17 protein-coding genes are annotated in these 19,303 nt (G+C 68.7%); 4 read left to right on the top strand and 13 right to left on the bottom strand.

What is annotated here, in order from left to right:
- Positions 1-37: 37 nt before the first annotated feature.
- The 4 genes from EHF32_RS03920 to dut form a co-directional block, all read right to left on the bottom strand.
- Positions 38-2,872, bottom strand: a complete 2,835-nt coding sequence (locus EHF32_RS03920) for an aconitate hydratase (protein WP_137416910.1) — start codon at positions 2,870-2,872, stop codon at positions 38-40.
- A gap of 140 nt (positions 2,873-3,012) precedes the next feature.
- Positions 3,013-3,801, bottom strand: coding sequence for a DUF3159 domain-containing protein (locus EHF32_RS03915; RefSeq protein ID WP_137416909.1), 789 nt, complete (start codon positions 3,799-3,801; stop codon positions 3,013-3,015).
- Positions 3,798-4,397, bottom strand: coding sequence for a DUF3710 domain-containing protein (locus EHF32_RS03910; protein WP_137416908.1), 600 nt, complete (start codon positions 4,395-4,397; stop codon positions 3,798-3,800). The genes EHF32_RS03915 and EHF32_RS03910 overlap by 4 nt, the downstream gene beginning before the upstream one ends.
- Positions 4,394-4,849 carry a dUTP diphosphatase gene (dut, locus tag EHF32_RS03905; protein ID WP_192900685.1) on the bottom strand — a complete coding sequence of 152 codons (456 nt, stop codon included), beginning with the start codon at positions 4,847-4,849 and terminating at the stop codon, positions 4,394-4,396. Before dut ends, EHF32_RS03910 begins: the two co-directional genes overlap by 4 nt.
- Before the next feature lie 21 nt (positions 4,850-4,870).
- Here dut and EHF32_RS03900 point away from each other — a divergent pair, with 21 nt between their 5' ends.
- Positions 4,871-5,341, top strand: coding sequence for a DUF3093 domain-containing protein (locus EHF32_RS03900; protein ID WP_337678153.1), 471 nt, complete (start codon positions 4,871-4,873; stop codon positions 5,339-5,341).
- On the opposite strand, the gene EHF32_RS03895 is transcribed toward EHF32_RS03900, so the two are convergent.
- Positions 5,316-5,609: a DUF4193 domain-containing protein gene (locus EHF32_RS03895; RefSeq protein ID WP_137416906.1), complete on the bottom strand. Its 294-nt coding sequence runs from the start codon at positions 5,607-5,609 to the stop codon at positions 5,316-5,318. The genes EHF32_RS03900 and EHF32_RS03895 overlap by 26 nt on opposite strands.
- Before the next feature lie 213 nt (positions 5,610-5,822).
- On the opposite strand from EHF32_RS03895, the gene sepH reads away from it, so the two are divergent.
- Positions 5,823-6,842, top strand: coding sequence for a septation protein SepH (gene sepH, locus EHF32_RS03890; protein ID WP_137416905.1), 1,020 nt, complete (start codon positions 5,823-5,825; stop codon positions 6,840-6,842).
- Between the two features lie 6 nt (positions 6,843-6,848).
- On the opposite strand, the gene EHF32_RS03885 is transcribed toward sepH, so the two are convergent.
- Complete coding sequence (locus EHF32_RS03885) at positions 6,849-7,970, bottom strand: alkaline phosphatase family protein (protein ID WP_137416904.1); 1,122 nt, start codon at positions 7,968-7,970, stop codon at positions 6,849-6,851.
- 54 nt (positions 7,971-8,024) lie between these two features.
- On the opposite strand from EHF32_RS03885, the gene EHF32_RS03880 reads away from it, so the two are divergent.
- A complete protein-coding gene (locus EHF32_RS03880; RefSeq protein WP_137416903.1) occupies positions 8,025-10,484 on the top strand; it encodes a DNA gyrase/topoisomerase IV subunit A in 2,460 nt (819 codons plus the stop codon).
- A gap of 76 nt (positions 10,485-10,560) precedes the next feature.
- On the opposite strand, the gene EHF32_RS03875 is transcribed toward EHF32_RS03880, so the two are convergent.
- Entirely contained in the window at positions 10,561-12,630 is a 2,070-nt protein-coding gene (locus tag EHF32_RS03875; protein WP_443189854.1) for a DNA gyrase/topoisomerase IV subunit B, read from the bottom strand.
- A 166-nt stretch (positions 12,631-12,796) separates the two neighbouring features.
- Between EHF32_RS03875 and EHF32_RS03870 the strand changes: the two genes are divergently transcribed.
- Positions 12,797-13,021: a DUF7455 domain-containing protein gene (locus EHF32_RS03870; RefSeq protein ID WP_137416902.1), complete on the top strand. Its 225-nt coding sequence runs from the start codon at positions 12,797-12,799 to the stop codon at positions 13,019-13,021.
- Positions 13,022-13,027: 6 nt separating this feature from the next.
- Here EHF32_RS03870 and EHF32_RS03865 read toward each other — a convergent pair whose 3' ends face one another.
- From EHF32_RS03865 to EHF32_RS03840, 6 genes are all read right to left on the bottom strand, one after another.
- Positions 13,028-14,062: an alanine racemase gene (locus tag EHF32_RS03865; RefSeq protein WP_137416901.1), complete on the bottom strand. Its 1,035-nt coding sequence runs from the start codon at positions 14,060-14,062 to the stop codon at positions 13,028-13,030.
- Positions 14,059-14,712, bottom strand: a complete 654-nt coding sequence (locus EHF32_RS03860; RefSeq protein WP_137416900.1) for an alanine racemase — start codon at positions 14,710-14,712, stop codon at positions 14,059-14,061. The genes EHF32_RS03865 and EHF32_RS03860 overlap by 4 nt, the downstream gene beginning before the upstream one ends.
- Positions 14,713-14,717: 5 nt before the next feature.
- Complete coding sequence (locus EHF32_RS03855) at positions 14,718-15,464, bottom strand: type 1 glutamine amidotransferase (protein WP_137416899.1); 747 nt, start codon at positions 15,462-15,464, stop codon at positions 14,718-14,720.
- On the bottom strand, positions 15,461-16,756 hold the full coding sequence (locus tag EHF32_RS03850) for a MurT ligase domain-containing protein (RefSeq protein WP_238343784.1): 1,296 nt from the start codon (positions 16,754-16,756) through the stop codon (positions 15,461-15,463). The genes EHF32_RS03855 and EHF32_RS03850 overlap by 4 nt, the downstream gene beginning before the upstream one ends.
- 7 nt (positions 16,757-16,763) lie before the next feature.
- Positions 16,764-18,107 carry an RNA polymerase sigma factor gene (locus EHF32_RS03845; RefSeq protein WP_137416898.1) on the bottom strand — a complete coding sequence of 448 codons (1,344 nt, stop codon included), beginning with the start codon at positions 18,105-18,107 and terminating at the stop codon, positions 16,764-16,766.
- A gap of 200 nt (positions 18,108-18,307) precedes the next feature.
- On the bottom strand, positions 18,308-19,237 hold the full coding sequence (locus EHF32_RS03840) for a proteasome assembly chaperone family protein (RefSeq protein WP_137416897.1): 930 nt from the start codon (positions 19,235-19,237) through the stop codon (positions 18,308-18,310).
- Between the last annotated feature and the right edge of the window lie 66 nt (positions 19,238-19,303).

Here is a 19,303-nt window from a genome sequence, read left to right as displayed (position 1 = left end):
TCCCTTGCCAGGACCGACCCGTCTCGGGTGCACGCACTCAGACGAGCGAGCGCAGCACGTACTGGAGGATGCCGCCGTTGCGGTAGTAGTCCGCCTCACCGGGGGTGTCGATGCGCACCTTCGCCTCGAACGTGATCGTCTGCTTGCCCTCCGGCGAGAACTCGCTCGGCTCGGCCGTGACGGTCACGGTCTTGGGGGTGACGCCTTCGTTGAGCTTCTCCAGGCCCGTGATCGAGACGATCTCGGTGCCGTCGAGGCCGAGCGAGGACCAGCTCTCGCCCTCCGGGAACTGCAGCGGCACGACGCCCATACCGATCAGGTTCGAGCGGTGGATGCGCTCGAAGCTCTCGGTGATGACGGCCTTGACGCCGAGGAGGCTCGTGCCCTTGGCCGCCCAGTCGCGCGACGAGCCGGAGCCGTACTCCTTGCCGCCGAAGACGACGAGGGGCGTGCCCTGCGCGGCGTAGTTCTGGCAGGCGTCGTAGATGAACGACTGCGGACCGCCGGGCTGCGTGAAGTCGCGGGTGTAGCCGCCCTCGACGACGGCACCGTCGTTGACCGCGCTGACGATCGCGTTCTTCAGGCGGATGTTCGCGAACGTGCCGCGGATCATGACCTCATGGTTTCCACGGCGCGAGCCGTAGGAGTTGAAGTCCTTCTGCGCGACACCGTGCTCGGTCAGGTACTGCGCGGCAGGGGTGCCGGCCTTGATGTTGCCGGCCGGGCTGATGTGGTCGGTCGTGACCGAGTCGCCCAGAGTCGCCATCACGCGTGCGCCGGTGATGTCGGAGACCGGTGTCAGCTCCATCGACATGCCGTCGAAGTACGGGGCCTTGCGCACGTAGGTGGAGTCCGCATCCCACTCGAAGACCGGGCCGGTGGGCGTGGGCAGGTTCCGCCAGCGGTCATCGCCGTCGAAGACGGTCGCGTACTGCTTGATGAACTGCTCACGCGAGATCGAGGTGTCGATGACGGCCTGGACCTCCTCGGTGGAGGGCCAGATGTCCTTGAGGAACACGTCCTCACCGTTCTGGTCTTTGCCGAGCGCGTCGTTGTCGAAGTCGAAGTTCATCGAACCGGCCAGCGCGTAGGCCACCACGAGCGGCGGCGACGCGAGGTAGTTCATCTTCACGTCCGGGCTGATGCGACCCTCGAAGTTGCGGTTGCCCGAGAGGACGGCCGTCACGGCGAGGTCGTTCTCGTTGATGGCCTCGGAGACCTCTTCGATGAGCGGACCCGAGTTGCCGATGCAGATCGTGCAGCCGTAGCCGACGGTGTAGAAACCGAGGCCCTCGAGCGACTTGTCGAGGCCAGACTTCTCGTAGTAGTCGGTCACGACCTTGGAGCCGGGGCCGAGCGTCGTCTTGACCCAGGGCTTGCGCGTCAGGCCCTTCTCGACGGCCTTCTTCGCGAGCAGACCCGCTGCCATCATGACCGACGGGTTGGACGTGTTCGTGCACGACGTGATCGCCGCGAGGGTGACCGCGCCGTTGTCGAGGATGTAGGGCGCACCCTCGGGAGGCGTGACCTTGACGGGCTTGGATGCCGCCGCCGGTCCTCCGCTGGAGATCAGGATCTCGCCGGTGTGCACGTGCTCTTCGCCCGGCACGGGGCCCGGGTCGGATGCGGGGAAGGACTGGTCGCCCTCCAGGTCGACGATCGAGTCCGAGGTGGACGCGGTCGCGTAGTTGAGGATGTCCTTCTCGAACTGAGCCTTGGCCTCCGACAGCAGGATGCGGTCCTGGGGACGCTTGGGGCCAGCGATCGAGGGGACGACCGTGGCGAGATCGAGTTCCATGTACTCGCTGAAGACCAGCTCGCGAGAGGGGTCGTGCCAGAGCGACTGCTCCTTGGCGTACGCCTCGACGAGCGCGATCGCCTCATCACTGCGGCCGGTGAGGCGCAGATAGTCGAGGGTCACGTCGTCGATCGGGAACATCGCTGCCGTGGAGCCGAACTCCGGGCTCATGTTGCCGATCGTGGCGCGGTTGGCCAGGGGGACGGAGGCGACGCCCTCGCCGTAGAACTCGACGAACTTGCCCACGACGCCGTGCTTGCGCAGCATGTCGGTGATCGTCAGGACGACGTCGGTCGCGGTGACACCGGCAGGGATCTCGCCGGTGAGCTTGAAGCCGACGACGCGCGGGATCAGCATGGAGACCGGCTGACCGAGCATCGCAGCCTCTGCCTCGATGCCGCCGACGCCCCAACCGAGCACGCCGAGACCGTTGACCATGGTGGTGTGCGAGTCGGTGCCGACACAGGTGTCGGGATAGGCGCGCAGCACACCGTCGACCGAGCGGTCGTAGATCACCTTGGCGAGGTGCTCGATGTTCACCTGGTGCACGATGCCGGTGCCCGGCGGGACGACCTTGAAGTCGTCGAAGGCCGTCTGGCCCCAGCGCAGGAACTGGTAACGCTCACCGTTGCGCTCGTATTCGATCTCGACGTTGCGCTCGAGCGCATTCTCGGAACCGAAGAGGTCCGCGATGACCGAGTGGTCGATGACCATCTCGGCAGGCGAGAGCGGGTTGATGCGGTTCGGGTCGCCGCCGAGGGCGGTGACGGCCTCGCGCATCGTGGCGAGGTCCACGATGCAGGGCACACCCGTGAAGTCCTGCATCACGACGCGTGCGGGTGTGAACTGGATCTCGGTGTCGGGCTCCGCATCGGGGTTCCACGAGCCGAGGGCCTGGATCTGCTCCTTCGTCACGTTGGCGCCGTCCTCGGTGCGCAACAGGTTCTCCAGGAGCACCTTGAGACTGAAGGGGAGCTTCTCGTAACCGGCGACCGTGTCGATACGGAAGATCTCGTAGTCGGTGCTGCCGACCGTCAGGGTGCTTTTCGCACCGAAGCTGTCAACCGTGGACACGTCTGTCTCCTTCGTCGGCGTTCACGGGCGTCGTCGCGGGGCCCGATCTGCCCATCTTCCCCGCGTCCGGAAGGGGTTGCTAGGAAGGTAAGCCTTACCCCGTCGCCCGGAAATTTATCTCGATGTCGAGATAAATAGTATCACCGGGCGTCGGACCCTTCCGCGTCGGACACGGCGCCGGCTCGAGGGTATGACGCTCGGACGACCAGCCATGTCACCGCGAGCAACGGCGCGAACAGCGGGAGGCCCATCGCGATCTTCAGCACGCCGAGTGTGGTCACATCGCCCGAAAGATAGAACGGCAGCTGGACCGCCAGCTTCGTGAAGAAGAACAGCCCCCAGACCAGCGTGAGCCAGAAGAACGTGCGGCGTTTGCGCCGGTCGCTCCGCCACGCGGTCGCTTCACCCATGAGCCACCCTGCGGCGAGTCCGATGATGGGCCAGCCGATGAAGGCCGAGACGACGAAGGCAGCACCGTAGCCACCGTTGATGAAGAACCCGAGGAGGAAGTTGTCTTCGCCGCGGCCGGTCCACAAGGCCAGTCCGGCCGCGAGGGCCGCGGCGATCAGACCGCCGAGCGCTGGCGAAGCGTTGCTCCGCCAGATCAGGCGCACCACCGTGAACAACGCGGCGATGCCGACGGACAGCCCGAGGGACAGCGGGAGGTTCCCCGTCCCGGCTGCGGGGTCCTGCGTCGCCGTGAAGGTGACCACGAAGACGAGGCTCGGAAGCACGGACTCGATGATGCCGCGCCATCCGCCGATGGCCCGCCACACCACATGACCGGTGCTCGCCTCCTGCGCCGGGTCCAGTCCCGCGCGTCGCGCGGCCGCGCCCAGAGCGGAACCGATCAGCTCGGATGCACGGGGCTCGACGGGAGCCGGCGGATCGAGCGACGGGCGCTCGTCGTGCGTCTCGTCGGGGCTCACGCCGCGCCCGGGGTCGCCGGCATCTTCAACGGGATGAGATCGCGCGGCGGCATCGGCGTGCCGCCGCGGACAACCACGAGCGATCGGAAGAGATCCTCGATCTGGGCCGCGGCCTCGACGTTGGACGTCGCCGCACCCCCGATCACGCCGCGCAGGAACCAACGGGGGCCGTCGACGCCCACGAAGCGCGCGAGTCGCTTGGCGCCACTGCTGGCATCGCCGGCCACGACGACTGGGACCTCGGCGAGCAGCTCCGGGCCGAGCGGACCCTCGCGCTCCTCGACGCGTCCGCCCTGCTGACGCACCTGCTGGCGGATCTGCTCGCGAGTCTCCTCCCACAGGCCGCTCGATCGAGGCGCGGCGAACGGCTGCACCTGGAGCGTCGAATCGGCGTAGTCGAGACCGACGGCGACGATGCGCTTGGTCTGCTCCTCGACCTCGAGCCGCAGGTTCAGCCCTTCGCGCGGCAGCACCTTGATCGCCCCCAGATCGATGTAGGGACGAACCGGGTTCACCTCCGACTCGTCGAAGGGTCCCGCGGTTTCGCGGTCGATCGGAGCGCTCTTGCCGGTCGGTTCCAGAGATGCGTCGGTCATCGGGTCGTCCTCGCAGAAGTGTCGTATCCGGTGGAGCCGAAGCCCCCTTCGCCGCGCACACTGGCGGGCAGCTCGTCGACCGGGACGAAGCGAACCGGCGGGATCGGAAGGACCACCAGTTGCGCGATCCGGTCGCCCGCCGAAACCTCGTAGGCCTCCGTGCGGTCGGTGTTCAGCAGCGCGACCTTGATCTCGCCGCGATAGCCGGCATCGACCGTCCCGGGAGCGTTGACGACGGTCACCCCGTGCTTGGCCGCGAGCCCTGAACGGGGCATCACGAACGCCGCGTACCCCTCGGGCAGCGCGATGCGGACACCGGTGCCCACGAGAGCACGCTCTCCGGGGCCGAGTCGCACCCCCTCTGCGGCGATCAGGTCGGCGCCCGCGTCGCCCGGATGAGCGAACGCCGGGACGACGGGCGCGATAATGGGGATGTCCACGCTTTCGGCCACCTCACGAGGGTAATGCAGAACATGACTTCCGACGTCGTCTATCGCGAACGCCTGAGCCCCTCGCTGTGGACGCTCGTCGCCGCAGCGGTCTGCGCCCCCATGGTGGCGCTCGCCCTGTCCCCCGTCGACACCACTCTCGCGCTCGTGGCGGGCGTCGCGGTCGCGGCTCTGATCGTCTGGGCCCTGATGGCGACCGCGCCTCGTGTCGAGGTCAGCGATGGGGAGCTTCGTGCGGGGCGGGCCCACATCCCGGTCGATCTTCTGGGAGAGCCGGTCGCCTACACGGGCGAGGACGCGCGTTTCGCGCGCGGGCGGGATGCCGACCCTCGGTCATGGATGCTGGTGCGCGGCGGAATCGGTGGGGCGGTCGTCGTTCCCGTCGAGGATGCGGACGATCCGACACCGGCGTGGGTGGTGTCCTCTCGGACCCCCGACCGACTCGCCGCGGCGGTGCGCAGAGCGCAGGTCAGGCAGCGCACTCCACGCAGATAGCGCCGAGCGACTCCTCATGGTCGATCTGTGAGCGGTGCTTCACCAGGAAGCAGCTGACGCAGGTGAACTCATCCTCCTGCGCGGGGAGCACGACGACGTCGAGCTCCAGGTCCGAAAGGTCGGCGCCGGGCAGCTCGAAGCCCGACGGGTTGTCGGCGTCCTCGACGTCGACGGCCCCGGACATCTTGTCCGGAACGCGCTCCTTGAGCGCTTCGATGGACTCGCTGTCGTCTTCGGTCTTGCGGGGGGCGTCGTAGTCCGTAGCCATTCTTCTCGTGTCTCTTGTCGCGTTGTGGATCTCCCGCCGTCGGGCAGGCGGCGATAGTTTGCATGACCGGGTGGCATTTAGCAAATGCGGATGCGTGGTGCTCTCATCGCGGTCGGCACGCATCGAAACTCGCGCCACGCCCCGGATATTCCCGCCCGCGGCGGTGCCCTGTGTCAGCATGGGCCCACACGACAGATGGGAGGCGTGTGTCGCATGGAACAACTCAGAGTGATCGGCACCGAAGACGGTGTGCTGGTGGTCTCCACCGAGTCCGGGCAGCGCTACTCCCTGGCCATCGATGAGGTGCTGCGCGCAGAGCTTCGTCGGGCACGCAAGGAGCGCGAGGAACCTGCCAAGGTGAACCGACCCAGCCCCCGCGAGATCCAGGCGCAGATCCGCGCCGGCCTGTCGGCGCGCGAGGTCGCCGAGGTGCTCGGCACGACGCTCGAGGACGTGGTCCGTTTTGAGCCCCCCGTGCTCGCCGAACGCGAGTTCATCGTCGGTCAGGCACTTTCCGTGCCGGTCCTGCTCGGATCCGACTTCGACGGCGACAACCAGACGAGCTTCGGTGACGCGGTGCGCGCGAAGCTGGCGGAAGCAGGTGCGACGGGCGAGCGCTGGTCCAGCTGGAAGGAGCCCACGGGATGGGTGGTCAAGCTGGGCTTCGTCGCGGGTGACGTCGAGCGCGATGCACGATGGAGCTTTGAGCCCCGGCGCAGCTCGCTGTCTCCGCTGAATGCGGACGCCACGCAGCTCTCCCGCCAGGGCTCGCTTCCCGAAGGGCTCATCCCGCGCCTGCGCGCGCTCGATACCCCCGGCATCAAGGACGACACGCGCTTCGACAGCGGTGCGTTCGGCCCCCGCTACGACGCGACCGAGCGCCCGACGCTTCCGACGCCGGCGAGTCCGGCTGTGCAGGATGCGGCCATCAAGCGTGCACCTGAGGCCGTGCAGACCTCCGCTGAGACGGCCGACCTGCTGGAGGCTCTGCGTCGTCGGCGCGGTCAGCGCACGGCCGCTCCCACCGCGGAAGCACCGGAGGAGCCCACGCGCTCGCCCTCGCCGGTCGCCCTCTTCGACGCCCTGGAGCCCGGCTACACCGAGACGAGCGAACCTGCCCCCGCGGAGACGTCTCGCAGCGAACCCGCGTCCGATGCGGGACGCCGAAAGGGTCGCACCTCGATGCCCTCCTGGGACGAGATCGTCTTCGGAGCCCGTTCCGACGAGAGCTGATCGCTCTTAGCCGGCGAAGCCCCCCAGCCCGATGAGGGGGACGACGCGCTCTTCCGTGGTGAGCGAGCCGTGCTGGCCCACCATCTGCTGCGCCGAGGTGTCAGCGAGGCGACCGTCGTAGTAGGCGACGCGACCGCGCGCCGCCACCATCACGTCACCGATGCGCGCGGCGACCGCGGCAGAGACGGTGTCGCCGAACAGACCTGCGGCGATCGCCTCCTCCCGCGTGAACACCCAGGCGGTCGGTTCGTTTCGCCAGGCGCGGACCAGAGCGTCTTCGTCACCAGGGTGCGCGTAGAGGTGCAGCATCCGAGGTTCCCCGGCGATGACCGCAGCCGCTTCGAGGCGCGGGTCGCCGTCCACCATGACGATCTGACGGTGCCGCGGCACGTCGACCATGCCGTGGTCTGCGGTCACGATGACCCCGACGCCCGCGCCTGCGCCCGTGTGCAGGCGGCGCGCCGCCGCATCCACCGCTTCGAGCGCAGCGGTCCAGCGATCGGATACGACACCGTGCCGGTGGCCTGCCGCATCAAGCTCAGGAGCGTAGAGGTACACGATCGTTCCCGGCGTACTTCGGGCCTCGGTGATCGCGCGCTCGACGCGGTCGTCGAGCCGCTTCTCGCCGAAGTTCTCCGCCCCTCGGAGCGTCGCCTCGGTGAAGCCTGTGCCTGCGTACTCGGGCTTGGACGCGACGACCCAGCGGTGCGCCGCATCCCTGGCACTGAGCGGCGCGACCTGCGGCCATGCCAGCGGATCGAGACCACGGGGTCCCCAGTCGGTGAGCTGGTTGTGGACGAGCCCGGTCAGCGGATCGCGCGCACGGTAGCCGACGAGCCCGTGCTCGCCGACATCGGATGCGGTGAGCAGGCTCGTCAGGGCGGCCGCCGTCGTACTCGGGAACACCGAGGCCGCGACACGCTTCTTGCCGCGATGCTCGGCGAGGAAGCGGGCGTAGGCGAGGTTCTCGGCGAGGTTGGCGGCGCCCAGTCCGTCGACGACGAACACGATGAGGCTCTGCACGGTGCGCCAGCGCGCGGAGCCGCCATCCAGGGCCGCGATCGCGTCGGGCAGCACGCCGGTGAGCCTCGGGGCGCCGGAGGGGTCCGCCGGTAGGCTGAGGGTCATCGGGCCCAGTCTCGCATACCCGCGCCAGGCCCTTTTCGACCCGAGGTGTTCTGCATGTCCCGAGCCACGTCCGATTCCGCGCCCGCCGAGGAAGGCCGCATCGAAGACATCGACCTGTCTGCCGAGATGCAGGGGTCCTTCCTCGAGTACGCGTACTCGGTCATCTACTCGCGCGCCCTCCCGGATGCGCGCGATGGCCTCAAGCCGGTGCAGCGGCGCATCCTGTTCCAGATGGCCGACATGGGCCTGCGCCCGGATCGTGGCCACGTGAAGAGCGCCCGCGTCGTCGGCGAGGTCATGGGAAAGCTGCATCCCCACGGCGACTCCCCCATCTACGACGCACTTGTGCGCCTCGCCCAGGACTTCGCGTTGCGGGTGCCGCTCGTCGACGGGCACGGCAACTTCGGCTCCCTCGACGACGGCCCGGCTGCCGCCCGCTACACGGAGGCGCGTCTGGCGCCGGCTGCCCTCGCGCTCACCGAGAATCTCGACGAGGACGTCGTCGACTTCATCCCCAACTACGACGGTCAGTTCCAGCAGCCCGAGGTCCTCCCCGCGGCCTTCCCCAACCTGCTCGTCAACGGCACGACCGGTATCGCGGTGGGCATGGCGACCAACATGGCGCCGCACAACCTCAACGAGGTCGTCGCCGCCGCCATCCACCTACTCGACAACCCCGACGCCACCCTCGAAGAGCTCATGGAGTTCGTCCCGGGTCCTGACCTGCCCGGCGGCGGCGTCATCGTCGGTCTCGACGGAATCAAGGACGCTTACGCCCAGGGCCGAGGGAGCTTCCGCACCCGGGCCAAGGTGTCGGTCGAGTCGCTCGGTCCCCGTCGCACCGGATTGGTCGTGACCGAGCTGCCGTACATGGTGGGGCCGGAGCGCGTGATCGAGAAGATCAAGGACGCCGTCAACGCGAAGAAGCTCACCGGCATCGCGGATGTGGCGGACTTCACCGACCGCAACCATGGCCTCCGTCTGGTCATCACGATCAAGACGGGATTCGATCCCAAGGCCGTCCTCGATCAGCTCTACCGGCTGACGCCGCTGGAGGACTCGTTCGGCATCAACAACGTCGCCCTCGTCGACGGTCAGCCTCAGACGCTGGGTCTGAAGCCGTTGCTGCGCGTCTATCTCGACCATCGCATCTCCGTCGTCACACGCCGCAGCCGCTACCGTCTTGCACGCAAGCAGGAACGACTGCACCTCGTCGAGGGTCTGCTCATCGCGATCCTCGACATCGACGAGGTCATCCAGGTCATCCGGTCCTCGGACGACAGCGAGCAGGCACGGACGCGCCTCATCGAAGTGTTCGACCTCTCGCAGCTGCAGGCGGAGTACATCCTCGAGCTGCGCCTGCGACGCCTCACCCGCTTCTCCCGCATCGAGCTCGAGACCGAGCGCGACCAGCTGCGCGCCGACATCGCGGCACTCGAGGAGCTGCTCGGCAGCGATCTGCTCCTGCGCGCCCAGGTCGCCCGCGAGCTGGAGGCCGCATCCGACACGTACGGCACGCCGCGTCGCACGCTGCTGCTGAACGGCGGTCCTGTCACTCCCCGCGGTGCGAAGGCGGCGGCCGCCGCCGATCTGCAGATCGCCGACGCGCCGTGCCGCGTGTTCCTGACGGCGACCGGGCGGATGCTGCGCGCCGAGCTCGTCGCGGATGCGATCGACGGCGGCATCGTGCCGCCCGCTCGCCGCAGCAAGCACGACGCCATCCGCAGCGCGGTGGACGCGACCGTCCGCGGTGATGTGGGAGCGGTCACCAGCGCCGGACGCCTCGTGCGCTTCTCCCCCGTCGACCTCCCCTCGGTCCCCGGGAACAGTGTGCAGCCCGCAGCCGGCGCGAAGGCCGATCAGTACCTCGGTCTCAGCGCGAACGAGCACGTCCTCGCTCTCGTCCCGCTCGACGCATCCGCCCCGATCGCACTGGGTACGGCCCAGGGCGTCGTCAAGCGTGTCGCCGTCACAGAGCTGGCGCCCGGAAAGCCGGATGCGGAGATCATCGCCCTGAAGCCGGGCGACCGCGTCGTCGGCGCGGCTCTGGCACCCGATGACGTCGAGCTCGTCTTCGTGAGCTCGGACGCGCAGCTGCTGCGTTTCGACGCGTCGGCGGTGCGCCCCCAGGGCAAGAGCGCAGGCGGGATGGCCGGCATCCGGCTCGCCGACGGCGCCAAAGTGATCTTGTTCAGTGCCGTCGCCGCGTCCGACGAGTCCGTCGTCGTGACGATCGCGGACTCGTCGCAGGCGCTTGCGGGCACGGCCGGGGGCAGCGGCAAGGTCTCCGCGCTGTCGGAGTTCCCCGCCAAGGGGCGCGCGACCGGCGGGGTGCGTGCGCAGCGCTTCCTGAAGGGCGAGGACACCCTCATGCTCGCGTGGGTCGGCGACCAGCCGCGCGCCGTCGGTCCCGACGGCGCTGTACGCACGCTCCCCGAGGCGGGCGCGAAGCGCGACGCATCCGGTCAGCCGTTCGACGACGTCATCGGCGCCATCGGCACCTCGATCGCCTGACCCCGCTCCTTCACACGGCGAGACTGCATCTGCAGTCTCGCCGGAGAGGGACGAGAGAGCGGACGGATGCGGCGCGTCAGGCGTCGATGGACTCGCGCGAGAGCCGGTCGCTCGAGGTCACGATGAAGTCGCGGCGCGGAGCCACTTCGTTGCCCATGAGGAGCTCGAACACCGCATTCGCCGCATCCGCGTCCTCGACGCGAACGCGTCGGAGCATGCGACCGGCGCGGTCCATCGTCGTGGTGGCGAGCTGATCGGCGTCCATCTCGCCCAGACCCTTGTAGCGCTGCACGGGCTCCTGCCAGCGCTTGCCGGCCTTCTGCAGCTTCGCGAGCAGGGCGTGCAGCTCCTTCTCGCTGTACGTGTAGATCGTCTCGTTCGGTTTGGTGCCCGGGTTCATCACGACCACGCGGTGCAGGGGCGGCACGGCAGCGTAGACGCGTCCGGCCTCGACCAGCGGGCGCATGTAACGGAAGAAGAGCGTGAGCAGAAGTGTGCGGATGTGGGCTCCGTCGACATCGGCGTCGCTCATCAGGATGACCTTGCCGTAGCGCGCGGCGTCGATATCGAAGGAACGGCCGGAGCCGGCGCCGATCACCTGGATGATCGCCGCGCATTCGGCGTTGGACAGCATGTCGCTGATCGATGCCTTCTGCACGTTGAGGATCTTGCCTCGGATCGGCAGCAGAGCCTGGTACTCGCTGTTGCGGGCCAACTTCGCGGTACCCAGGGCGGAGTCGCCCTCGACGATGAACAGCTCGGAGTCGGCGACCTCGTTCGTCCGGCAGTCCGCGAGCTTCGCGGGCAGGGACGAGGACTCGAGCGCGGACTTCCGACGCTGCGTCTCCTTGTGGGTGCGCGCCGAGATACGCGCCTTCATCTCCGATACGACCTTCTCCAGCAGCTGCGCGGTCTGATTCTTGTCGTCGCGCTTCGTGGAGGTGAACTTCGCCGTCAGCTCGCGCGAGACCACATTGGCCACGATCTGGCGCACCGCCGGCGTACCGAGGATCTCCTTCGTCTGGCCCTCGAACTGCGGCTCCGGCAGACGCACCGTGAGAACGACCGTGAGCCCCGCGAGGATGTCGTCCTTCTCGAGCTTGTCGTTGCCGACCTTGAGGCGACGGGCGTTCTGCTCCACCTGACTTCGGACGACCTTCATCAGCCCGGCCTCGAAGCCTGCCTGGTGCGTTCCGCCCTTCGGGGTGGCGATGATGTTCACGAACGAGCGCATGGTCGTGTCGTAACCGGTTCCCCAGCGCAGCGCGACGTCGACCTCGCAGGAGCGCTCGAGCTCGGTCGGCACCATCGCGCCCGACGGCTGCAGCACGGGAACCGTCTCGGTGAACGTGCCCTCGCCGGTCAGCCGCCAGGTGTCGGTGATCGGCGCATCGTGCGCCAGGAAGTCGGCGAATTCGGAGATGCCGCCGTCGAAGCGGTAGCTCGTCTCCACCCGCTCCTCGCCGCGCTGGTCGTCGACCACGATCTCCAGCCCGGGCACGAGGAACGCCGTCTGGCGTACGCGCTGCACGAGATCGTCGAGTCCGAACGTCGCGTCCTTCGTGAAGATCTGCCGATCCGCCCAGTAGCGGATGCGGGTTCCCGTCACGCCGCGCGGCGCCTTGCCCACGACGCGCAGCTCGGATGAGCGCTGGTAGGGCGTGAACGGCGCGTCGGGCGAATCGCCGGCGAACGTGCCGGGCTCCCCGCGGTGGAACGACATGGCGTAGGTCTTGCCGCCGCGGTCGACCTCGACGTCCAGACGCTCCGAAAGCGCGTTCACGACCGAGGCGCCGACACCGTGCAGACCACCGGACGCGGCGTAGGAGCCGCCGCCGAACTTCCCGCCGGCGTGGAGCTTCGTGAAGACGACTTCGACGCCGGTGAGTCCGGTGCGCGGCTCGACGTCGACGGGGATGCCGCGCGCGCGGTCCCGCACCTCGACGCTGCCGTCGGCGTGGAGCAGGATGTCGATGCGCGAACCGTGCCCGGCGAGGGCCTCGTCGACGGAGTTGTCGATGATCTCCCACAGGCAGTGCATGAGTCCGCGGGAGTCGGTGGAGCCGATGTACATGCCCGGGCGCTTGCGGACGGCCTCGAGTCCTTCGAGGACCTGCAGGTGGTGGGCGGAGTACTCGGCAGTCACAATCCTCAAGGGTATCCGGGGCCACCCCCGCGGCTCTGCACAGACACGACGGGACGGGGGCCGCCGTACGCGGTCAGCGAAACGCGCGCCCGAGCGGGCATGGGTCACGGGCACGCATGGTTACATGTCATATCCGTACCCGCCCGACGCACCGAGGAGGTCTCCGATGAGCACGACGTCGACACCCACCGAGCAGTCCGCCGTACTGGAACACCGGCTGACGGCCGCCGACCGCTGCGACTCTTGCGGAGCGCAGGCCTACATCGCCGCCGAGGTGAACGGCAGCGAGCTGCTGTTCTGCGCACACCACGGCCGCAAGTACGAGGAGAAGCTCCGCGCCGTCGCCACCAGCTGGCACGACGAGACCGCTCGCCTGGTCGACGCGGTCTGATCCGCCTCAGCGGTATCGCCGCTCCACCAGCGGCGATACCCGCAGCGCGATCTCCTCGCCGATCGTCCCGATCGTCTCGGCCAGATCGGTGGGGCTCGCCGCATCCGTGCCATAGATGCGCACCACATCACCCGCGCGCACGCCGTCCCATCCGGCGACGACCGCGCTGACCTCGTCCACCGCCAGCAGAGCGCGCGGACCCGCCGGCGTCGTGACCTCGACACGCCCCGTCAGGGCCGACACCAGTCCGTCCAGCGCGCCTACGTCGATGCGCACCCGGTCACCGTCGACGGAGAGAACCGCCGCCTCCCACGAGCCGATGGGCGCGATCCCCAGCTCCGCATCGGCCGGGCCGCCCGCGGGGCGGATTCCGTAGCAGAACGCCCCCACCCGGACGAGGTCGTACCGGAACTCCGCGCGCGCCGACGACGCCGCGCTCGCGGCGAGATGACGGAGCGGGCGGTCGAATCCCGCATCCGTCACGGCCGCGACAGCATGCTCGAAGGCGGCCCGCGAAAGATCGTCCTCCTCGTCGGACGCCTCGGCGATGTGACTCCAGACACCGGCGAGTTCCACGACGCCCTCACGCGCCAGCATGACGACGCGGGCCACCGCATCCGTCCACTCTTCGGGCCGGATGCCGTTGCGGTGCAGACCGGTGTCGATCTTCAGGTGGATGCGGGCGCGGATGCCGCGCGCACGGGCCGTATCCGCCACCTCCTCGAGAAGGTCCGCGTCGCCGACACCGAGGTCGAGATCCGCATCGAGCGCCGTGCGGATCGCACTCTCGCCCACGATCATCCAGACGAAGATGCGCGGCCCGTCTCCGACGGCCCGTCGCACCTGGAGCGCGGTCGCGACGTCGAACGCGCCGATCCAGCCGACTCCCTCGGCCACAGTACGACGCACCACCTCTGACACCCCGTGCCCGTACGCGTCGTCCTTGACCACGAGCATGAGCGCGGCCGGCGCCACGCGATCTCGCACCACGGCGATGTTGCGCGCAAGCTGATCGAGGTCGACGTGCAGCACGGAGGTCACGACGCCTCCTCCCGCCGGGCCCGCAGTCCCACAGCCGTCGCGATCTCGTCCGCGCGCCATCCGGTCGCGCGCGCCCAGTCTGCGACGCGCGGACCTTCTTCGCCGAAGAACACCGCGCGGTCTCCGCGTGTGACAGGCGCGTCGCCGATGTCGACGACACACACATCCATTGCGACGCGCCCCACGATCGGATGCGAGGCGCCGCCGATCACGACGTGCGCTCGATTGCCGAGCTCACGAACCACGCCCTGCGCGTAGCCACCCGTGACGAGCGCCACGCGTGTATCCACGGGCGCGCGGTGGAGGTAGCCGTAGGAGACACCCTCGCCGGCACGCAGCGCCTTGGTGGAGAGCACGGTGCCGACCAGTGTCATCGCGGGAAGCGTCCGATCCCACCCGAAGACGACGTCCGGAGCGAGGGTCGCAGATCCCACCGTCACCGTGCGATCGCGCTCCGCGATTTCGGCGACGTCGTCGATGAGCAGCACCGCGTCCGTCTGGGCGCGCAGAGCGGCGGCGGTCGCCAGCAGACCGTGGCCGTAGGCGTCGCGGCGAAGATCGACGACCGGCGCGACGACGCCGGCCGATCGCACGTTGGCCACGATGGCCGACGTGCGGATGCGCGCTACGGGTGCGCCGTCGTCGCTCATGCGTCTCAGAGCTGGATCGCGGTGAAGCGCTTGTCGACAGCCAGGCGCTCGATCTCCGCACGTGCCGCGCGCGCGTGCGCGTCGATCTCGGCGTGCGCGGGACCGGGCGAGTACTGCGCGTCGCGACGGGCGAACGCCTGCGTGAGCAGCGCATCGGCCAGGTCGGGGTTGAGTGGCAGCACGGGGCCCTGCACGTTCGTCGCGTAGACCGAGCCCACGCGGACGGTTTCAAACCCGCCCTCGATCCCGCCGTTGCCGGCGGTCACGGTGCCGTAGGCGATGGCGGGGTCGCCCAAGCGCCACAGGGACGCGTGGTCTTCGAATCCGATGAGCTTTCCGTCGCTGGTGTCCGCGACGACATAACCCACCCGGCGCTGCTTCGTGCGTCCCACGCGGGCCGGGATGAGTCCGAGGCCGTCGAGGTGCGTGCCGTCGACGAGGTCGATGCCCTCGGAGAGCAGCTCCGACCCTCCGCCCACGGCCAGCACGACCGCACCCGCTCCGATGAGCGCCGCGAGCCACTCTCGACGGCTCGCGAGGTCGTCGCGCACCACACGCAGCGCCGAGAGCGGACCGTTGCCGATCACGATGATGTCGGCTTCCGCCGGTGCGTCCTCGCCGAGGTCGACGAGAGTCACCTCCGACTCGTGTCCGGCCAACGACGCACGTGCGGCGAGGACCTCCACGTTCCCGCGATCGCCCGTCACGCCGAGCAGATCAGGGTAGAGCTGAACGATTCGCAGCGTCGTCATCGTCGCGCCACCTCCTGGTCGCCGTAGCCGAGGATGCGGCGACCGATCATCATGAGCTCGTAGTTCACGAACCAGATCTGCCGGCCGGCCGCGGTGGGAGGGAAGGCTCGCATGAGCTCGACGGCCTTCTCCATATCGGGCTCGACGACCCCGATCGGGATGCCCGCGTAGGCCAGTCGCGTCGCGATCTGGTGCGCCTTCTCCCCCGTGACGACATCCACGTGGTCGAACGCACTGAGATCGACGTCGTAGAGCCAGGACACGTCCGGGGTGCCTTCGTCGATGGCCATGAGGACGCGCTCGGGAGCACCGTCGAGCGCGTCGACGTTGAGCTGGAGACTCGGGCCGTTCTTGAACATCACGAACTCGACCTGCTCACCCGAACGGTCGCGGCGCAGCGGCACGAGCTCACCTCGGCCGTAGGCCGGCGTCATCTGGGAGAAGCCCGCTGCAGCAGCGTCTGCCCGAAAGGCCTCACCGAGGACGTGGCGAGCAGTGCTGATCGCGGCCGCCGCATCCACCGCATAGTGGAGCCCGCGAGCCGGCAGCGTCACCGCGATCGGCCGGCCGTCGAGCGTGATCTCCACATTGCGTCCGGTCACCGCGGTGACCTCGCTCTCGGCCGGATGGTCGAGAGCGCCGACCGTACCGCTGCGGGTGTCGGCCGCGTTGTTCAGTCCGTGTGCCGACGCGGCGACGACCTCGCGGGAAGCGCCGAAGAACGAGACCGGAGACCGTAGCGCGGCGGCGTCGATCTTGCTGAGGTACGGGTCGTCGCGGTTGACCACCACGCGCACGGACGCACGGTTCGCGGCGTCGAGCATCATGTCGGCGACCCGCTCGGTCTCGTAGAAGCGATAGAGCTGGTCGACCTGCACGTTGAGCGCGACGATGACGCGGGGCGAGAGGATGTCGGCGAGATCCGCCGCGTACCCTTCGTCCACCTCGAGCACGGCCACGTCGGCCCGGACCTTGCCGGTGGGGGTCGCTTCGGCCAGGAGCGCGCTGGTGACTCCCTGGGGCAGATTCGCGCCGGTCGGGTTGGTGAACACGCGAAGTCCGTGGGCGCGGAGCACCTCGCTGACCATGTGCGTGGTCGTCGTCTTCCCGTTGGAGCCGAGGACGAAGACGACGCCATACGGGAACTGCGCCGCGAGGCTGCTCAGCAGGGTCGGGGCAAGACGGTTGGCGAGGTAGCCCGGGAAGGCCGACCCGCCACCACGCAGACGCGTGGCGAAGCGGGCGGCCTTGCCTGCGAGCACCGCGGGGACATAACGGATGCTGCCGCTCACGCCCCGATCACTCCAGGTAGTCGCGCAGCGACTGCGAGCGGCTGGGGTGCCGCAGCTTCGCCATGGTCTTCGATTCGATCTGACGGATCCGCTCGCGCGTCACACCGAACGTGTCGCCGATCTGGTCGAGGGTCTTGGGCTGGCCGTCGCCGAGACCGAAGCGCATGCGGATGACGCCCGCCTCGCGCTCGCTCAGGGAGTCCAGCAGAGACTCGAGCTGACGCTGCAGCATCGTGAAGCCCACCGCGTCGGCGGGGACCACGGCCTCGGTGTCCTCGATGAGGTCACCGAACTCACTGTCGCCGTCTTCACCCAGCGGCGTGTGCAGGGAGATCGGCTCACGGCCGTACTTCTGCACCTCGATGACCTTCTCGGGGGTCATGTCGAGTTCGCGGCTGAGCTCCTCGGGCGTGGGCTCCCGGCCGAGGTCCTGGAGCATCTGACGCTGCACGCGAGCCAGCTTGTTGATGACCTCGACCATGTGCACCGGGATGCGGATGGTGCGCGCCTGGTCGGCCATGGCGCGGGTGATGGCCTGACGGATCCACCACGTCGCGTAGGTCGAGAACTTGAAGCCCTTGGTGTAGTCGAACTTCTCCACGGCGCGGATGAGGCCGAGGTTGCCCTCCTGGATGAGGTCCAGGAACTGCATGCCGCGTCCGGTGTAGCGCTTCGCGAGCGACACGACCAGACGCAGGTTCGCACCCAGCAGGTGGCTCTTGGCGCGCTGCCCGTCGCGGGCGACCCACTGCAGGTCGAGGCCGAGCTGCGTCGACTTCTCGGCCGCCGACATCTTCGACAGCTTCTCTTCGGCGAACAGACCCGCCTCGATCCGCATGGCGAGCTCGACCTCTTCGGCCGCGTTCAACAGCGGGACCTTACCGATCTGCTTCAGGTAGTCCTTGACCGGGTCCGCGGTGGCGCCGGTGATCTGCGTCGAGTAGACCGGAACGTCGTCCTCGTCGCTCGACGAGATGACGATGGCGCCGGTGGGAAGCGGCTCGCTGAAGGCGGGCTTGGTGTTCTCACCGTCTTCGTCGTCGGCATCGTCGTCGGACGCCTTGGCGCTCTTCTTCTCGCCCGCGGGCTGCTGCTCGTCGCCCTCTTCGGCGTCGTCGCTGTCATCGACCTCGACGTCCACGTCGACGTCGTCCTCGAACTCTTCCTCGTCGTCGGCGGCTGCCTTCTTCTTGGCGGGCGCCTTCTTCGCCGGGGCCTTCTTGGCCGGAGCCTTCTTCGCGGGCGCCTTCTTGGCCGGCGCCGCGGTCTCGGTCGCCGTGTCGACGACCTCCTCGTCACCCGGCGTCGCGGTCTTCCGCGAGCGGGATTCGGTCTTCGTGCCAGGAGTCACGGTTCACCTTTCACCGACGCGATCACGCCGGTCGTTCTCGAACACGAGTAAGACCCTTGTCAAGTCCGGAGCGGGAAACTCCTTGATCGACAACGGGCCGGTGCTCTATTGTCTCATACCCCCGACCGCGGCTTTGCACGCGCGGCCTGCTCCCCTTGACAACACCCCCGCATCCCCCTGCATTCCCCCGACGCCTGGCGTCAGCCGAAACTCGGTCCTCGTTGATCGTCGTCATGGGAGCCGTTGGCGAGGAAGCGTTCCAGCTCCGCCGCGATCTCGTCCGCGCTGGGCAGATCCGCCTCGTGTAGGAGAGGCGTGGCCATCGTCGCCCCCGCCATGTACGCGTCGTAACGCTCCTCCAGGCCCGTGAGCATCGTGGTGAGTTCGTCGCTCGCACCCACCTGCTCGCCGACCTTCGACAGGAAGTCCTCGTTCTGCTCGCGCAGGTCGTCAACGGCGAAGACCAGACCGGTGGCGGCCGTGATGCTGTCGAGCGCGGTGATGGCGGAGGCGGGGTACTCGGTGTCGCTGAGGTAGTGCGGGACCAACAGGACGAAGCCGGCGACGGAGTGACCGGAGGCGACGAAGCGGTACTCGAGCAGATGCCCGACCGTCGCGGGCACCGTCGTGTGCGGCTTCCAGACCGAGTGCGCCTCGGTGAGGGCCGCGCGGTTTCCCGAGACCGTCGTACCCAAGGGGCGCGTGTGCGGCACCGGCATGCCGATCGCGTGCACCCACGTGACCGACGAGACGGCGAACGCCATCGCCGCACCCACGACCGCGTTGACGAACCCCTCCCACGCGAAGTCGGGCTCATAACCGGCCAGCAGGAGAAACGGACGAGAGAGCGCGTCGTAGGCCAGCGAGAGCTCGAGACGTGCCGGACGGTAGTCCGTGAGGTGGTCGGCGTCGAAGGTGATCTGCGGTCTGCGCGCGCGGTAGTCGAGCAGGACGTCGTTCTCGAAGCGCAGCAGGACGGCGGGGCTCGCCTCATCGCGCAGATACCCGATCGACTGCGACACGGCGGAACCCGCATCCGTGAAACCCGTCAGCAGGATCACGAGCGGCAACCCGGTGGGCACCGCGGGCGCGTCATCGACGCTCACGTACAGCGGCGGGTTCCAGGACATTCCTCCATGGTACGAGGCTGCGAACGCGCAACGGCCGCTGTGGGCCGTCTCTACTCGCTTCGGCGT

The sequence above is a fragment of the Microbacterium sp. RG1 genome, from assembly GCF_005347485.1.
GTDB classification, from domain to species: Bacteria; Actinomycetota; Actinomycetes; order Actinomycetales; family Microbacteriaceae; genus Microbacterium; species Microbacterium binotii_A.
Note: the sequence above shows the minus strand (reverse complement) of the source record. Positions and strands in the feature narration are given on the sequence as shown.

What these genes read in the sequence shown, in the direction of transcription:
- EHF32_RS03900 (WP_337678153.1), top strand. Translation starts at nt 4,871, where the DNA reads ATGACTTCCGACGTCGTCTATCGCGAACGCCTGAGCCCCTCGCTGTGG.
- EHF32_RS03895 (WP_137416906.1), bottom strand. Translation starts at nt 5,609, where the DNA reads ATGGCTACGGACTACGACGCCCCCCGCAAGACCGAAGACGACAGCGAG.
- EHF32_RS03855 (WP_137416899.1), bottom strand. Translation starts at nt 15,464, where the DNA reads ATGACGACGCTGCGAATCGTTCAGCTCTACCCTGATCTGCTCGGCGTG.
- EHF32_RS03870 (WP_137416902.1), top strand. Translation starts at nt 12,797, where the DNA reads ATGAGCACGACGTCGACACCCACCGAGCAGTCCGCCGTACTGGAACAC.
- sepH (WP_137416905.1), top strand. Translation starts at nt 5,823, where the DNA reads ATGGAACAACTCAGAGTGATCGGCACCGAAGACGGTGTGCTGGTGGTC.
- EHF32_RS03885 (WP_137416904.1), bottom strand. Translation starts at nt 7,970, where the DNA reads ATGACCCTCAGCCTACCGGCGGACCCCTCCGGCGCCCCGAGGCTCACC.
- EHF32_RS03880 (WP_137416903.1), top strand. Translation starts at nt 8,025, where the DNA reads ATGTCCCGAGCCACGTCCGATTCCGCGCCCGCCGAGGAAGGCCGCATC.
- EHF32_RS03910 (WP_137416908.1), bottom strand. Translation starts at nt 4,397, where the DNA reads ATGACCGACGCATCTCTGGAACCGACCGGCAAGAGCGCTCCGATCGAC.
- EHF32_RS03840 (WP_137416897.1), bottom strand. Translation starts at nt 19,237, where the DNA reads ATGTCCTGGAACCCGCCGCTGTACGTGAGCGTCGATGACGCGCCCGCG.
- EHF32_RS03860 (WP_137416900.1), bottom strand. Translation starts at nt 14,712, where the DNA reads ATGAGCGACGACGGCGCACCCGTAGCGCGCATCCGCACGTCGGCCATC.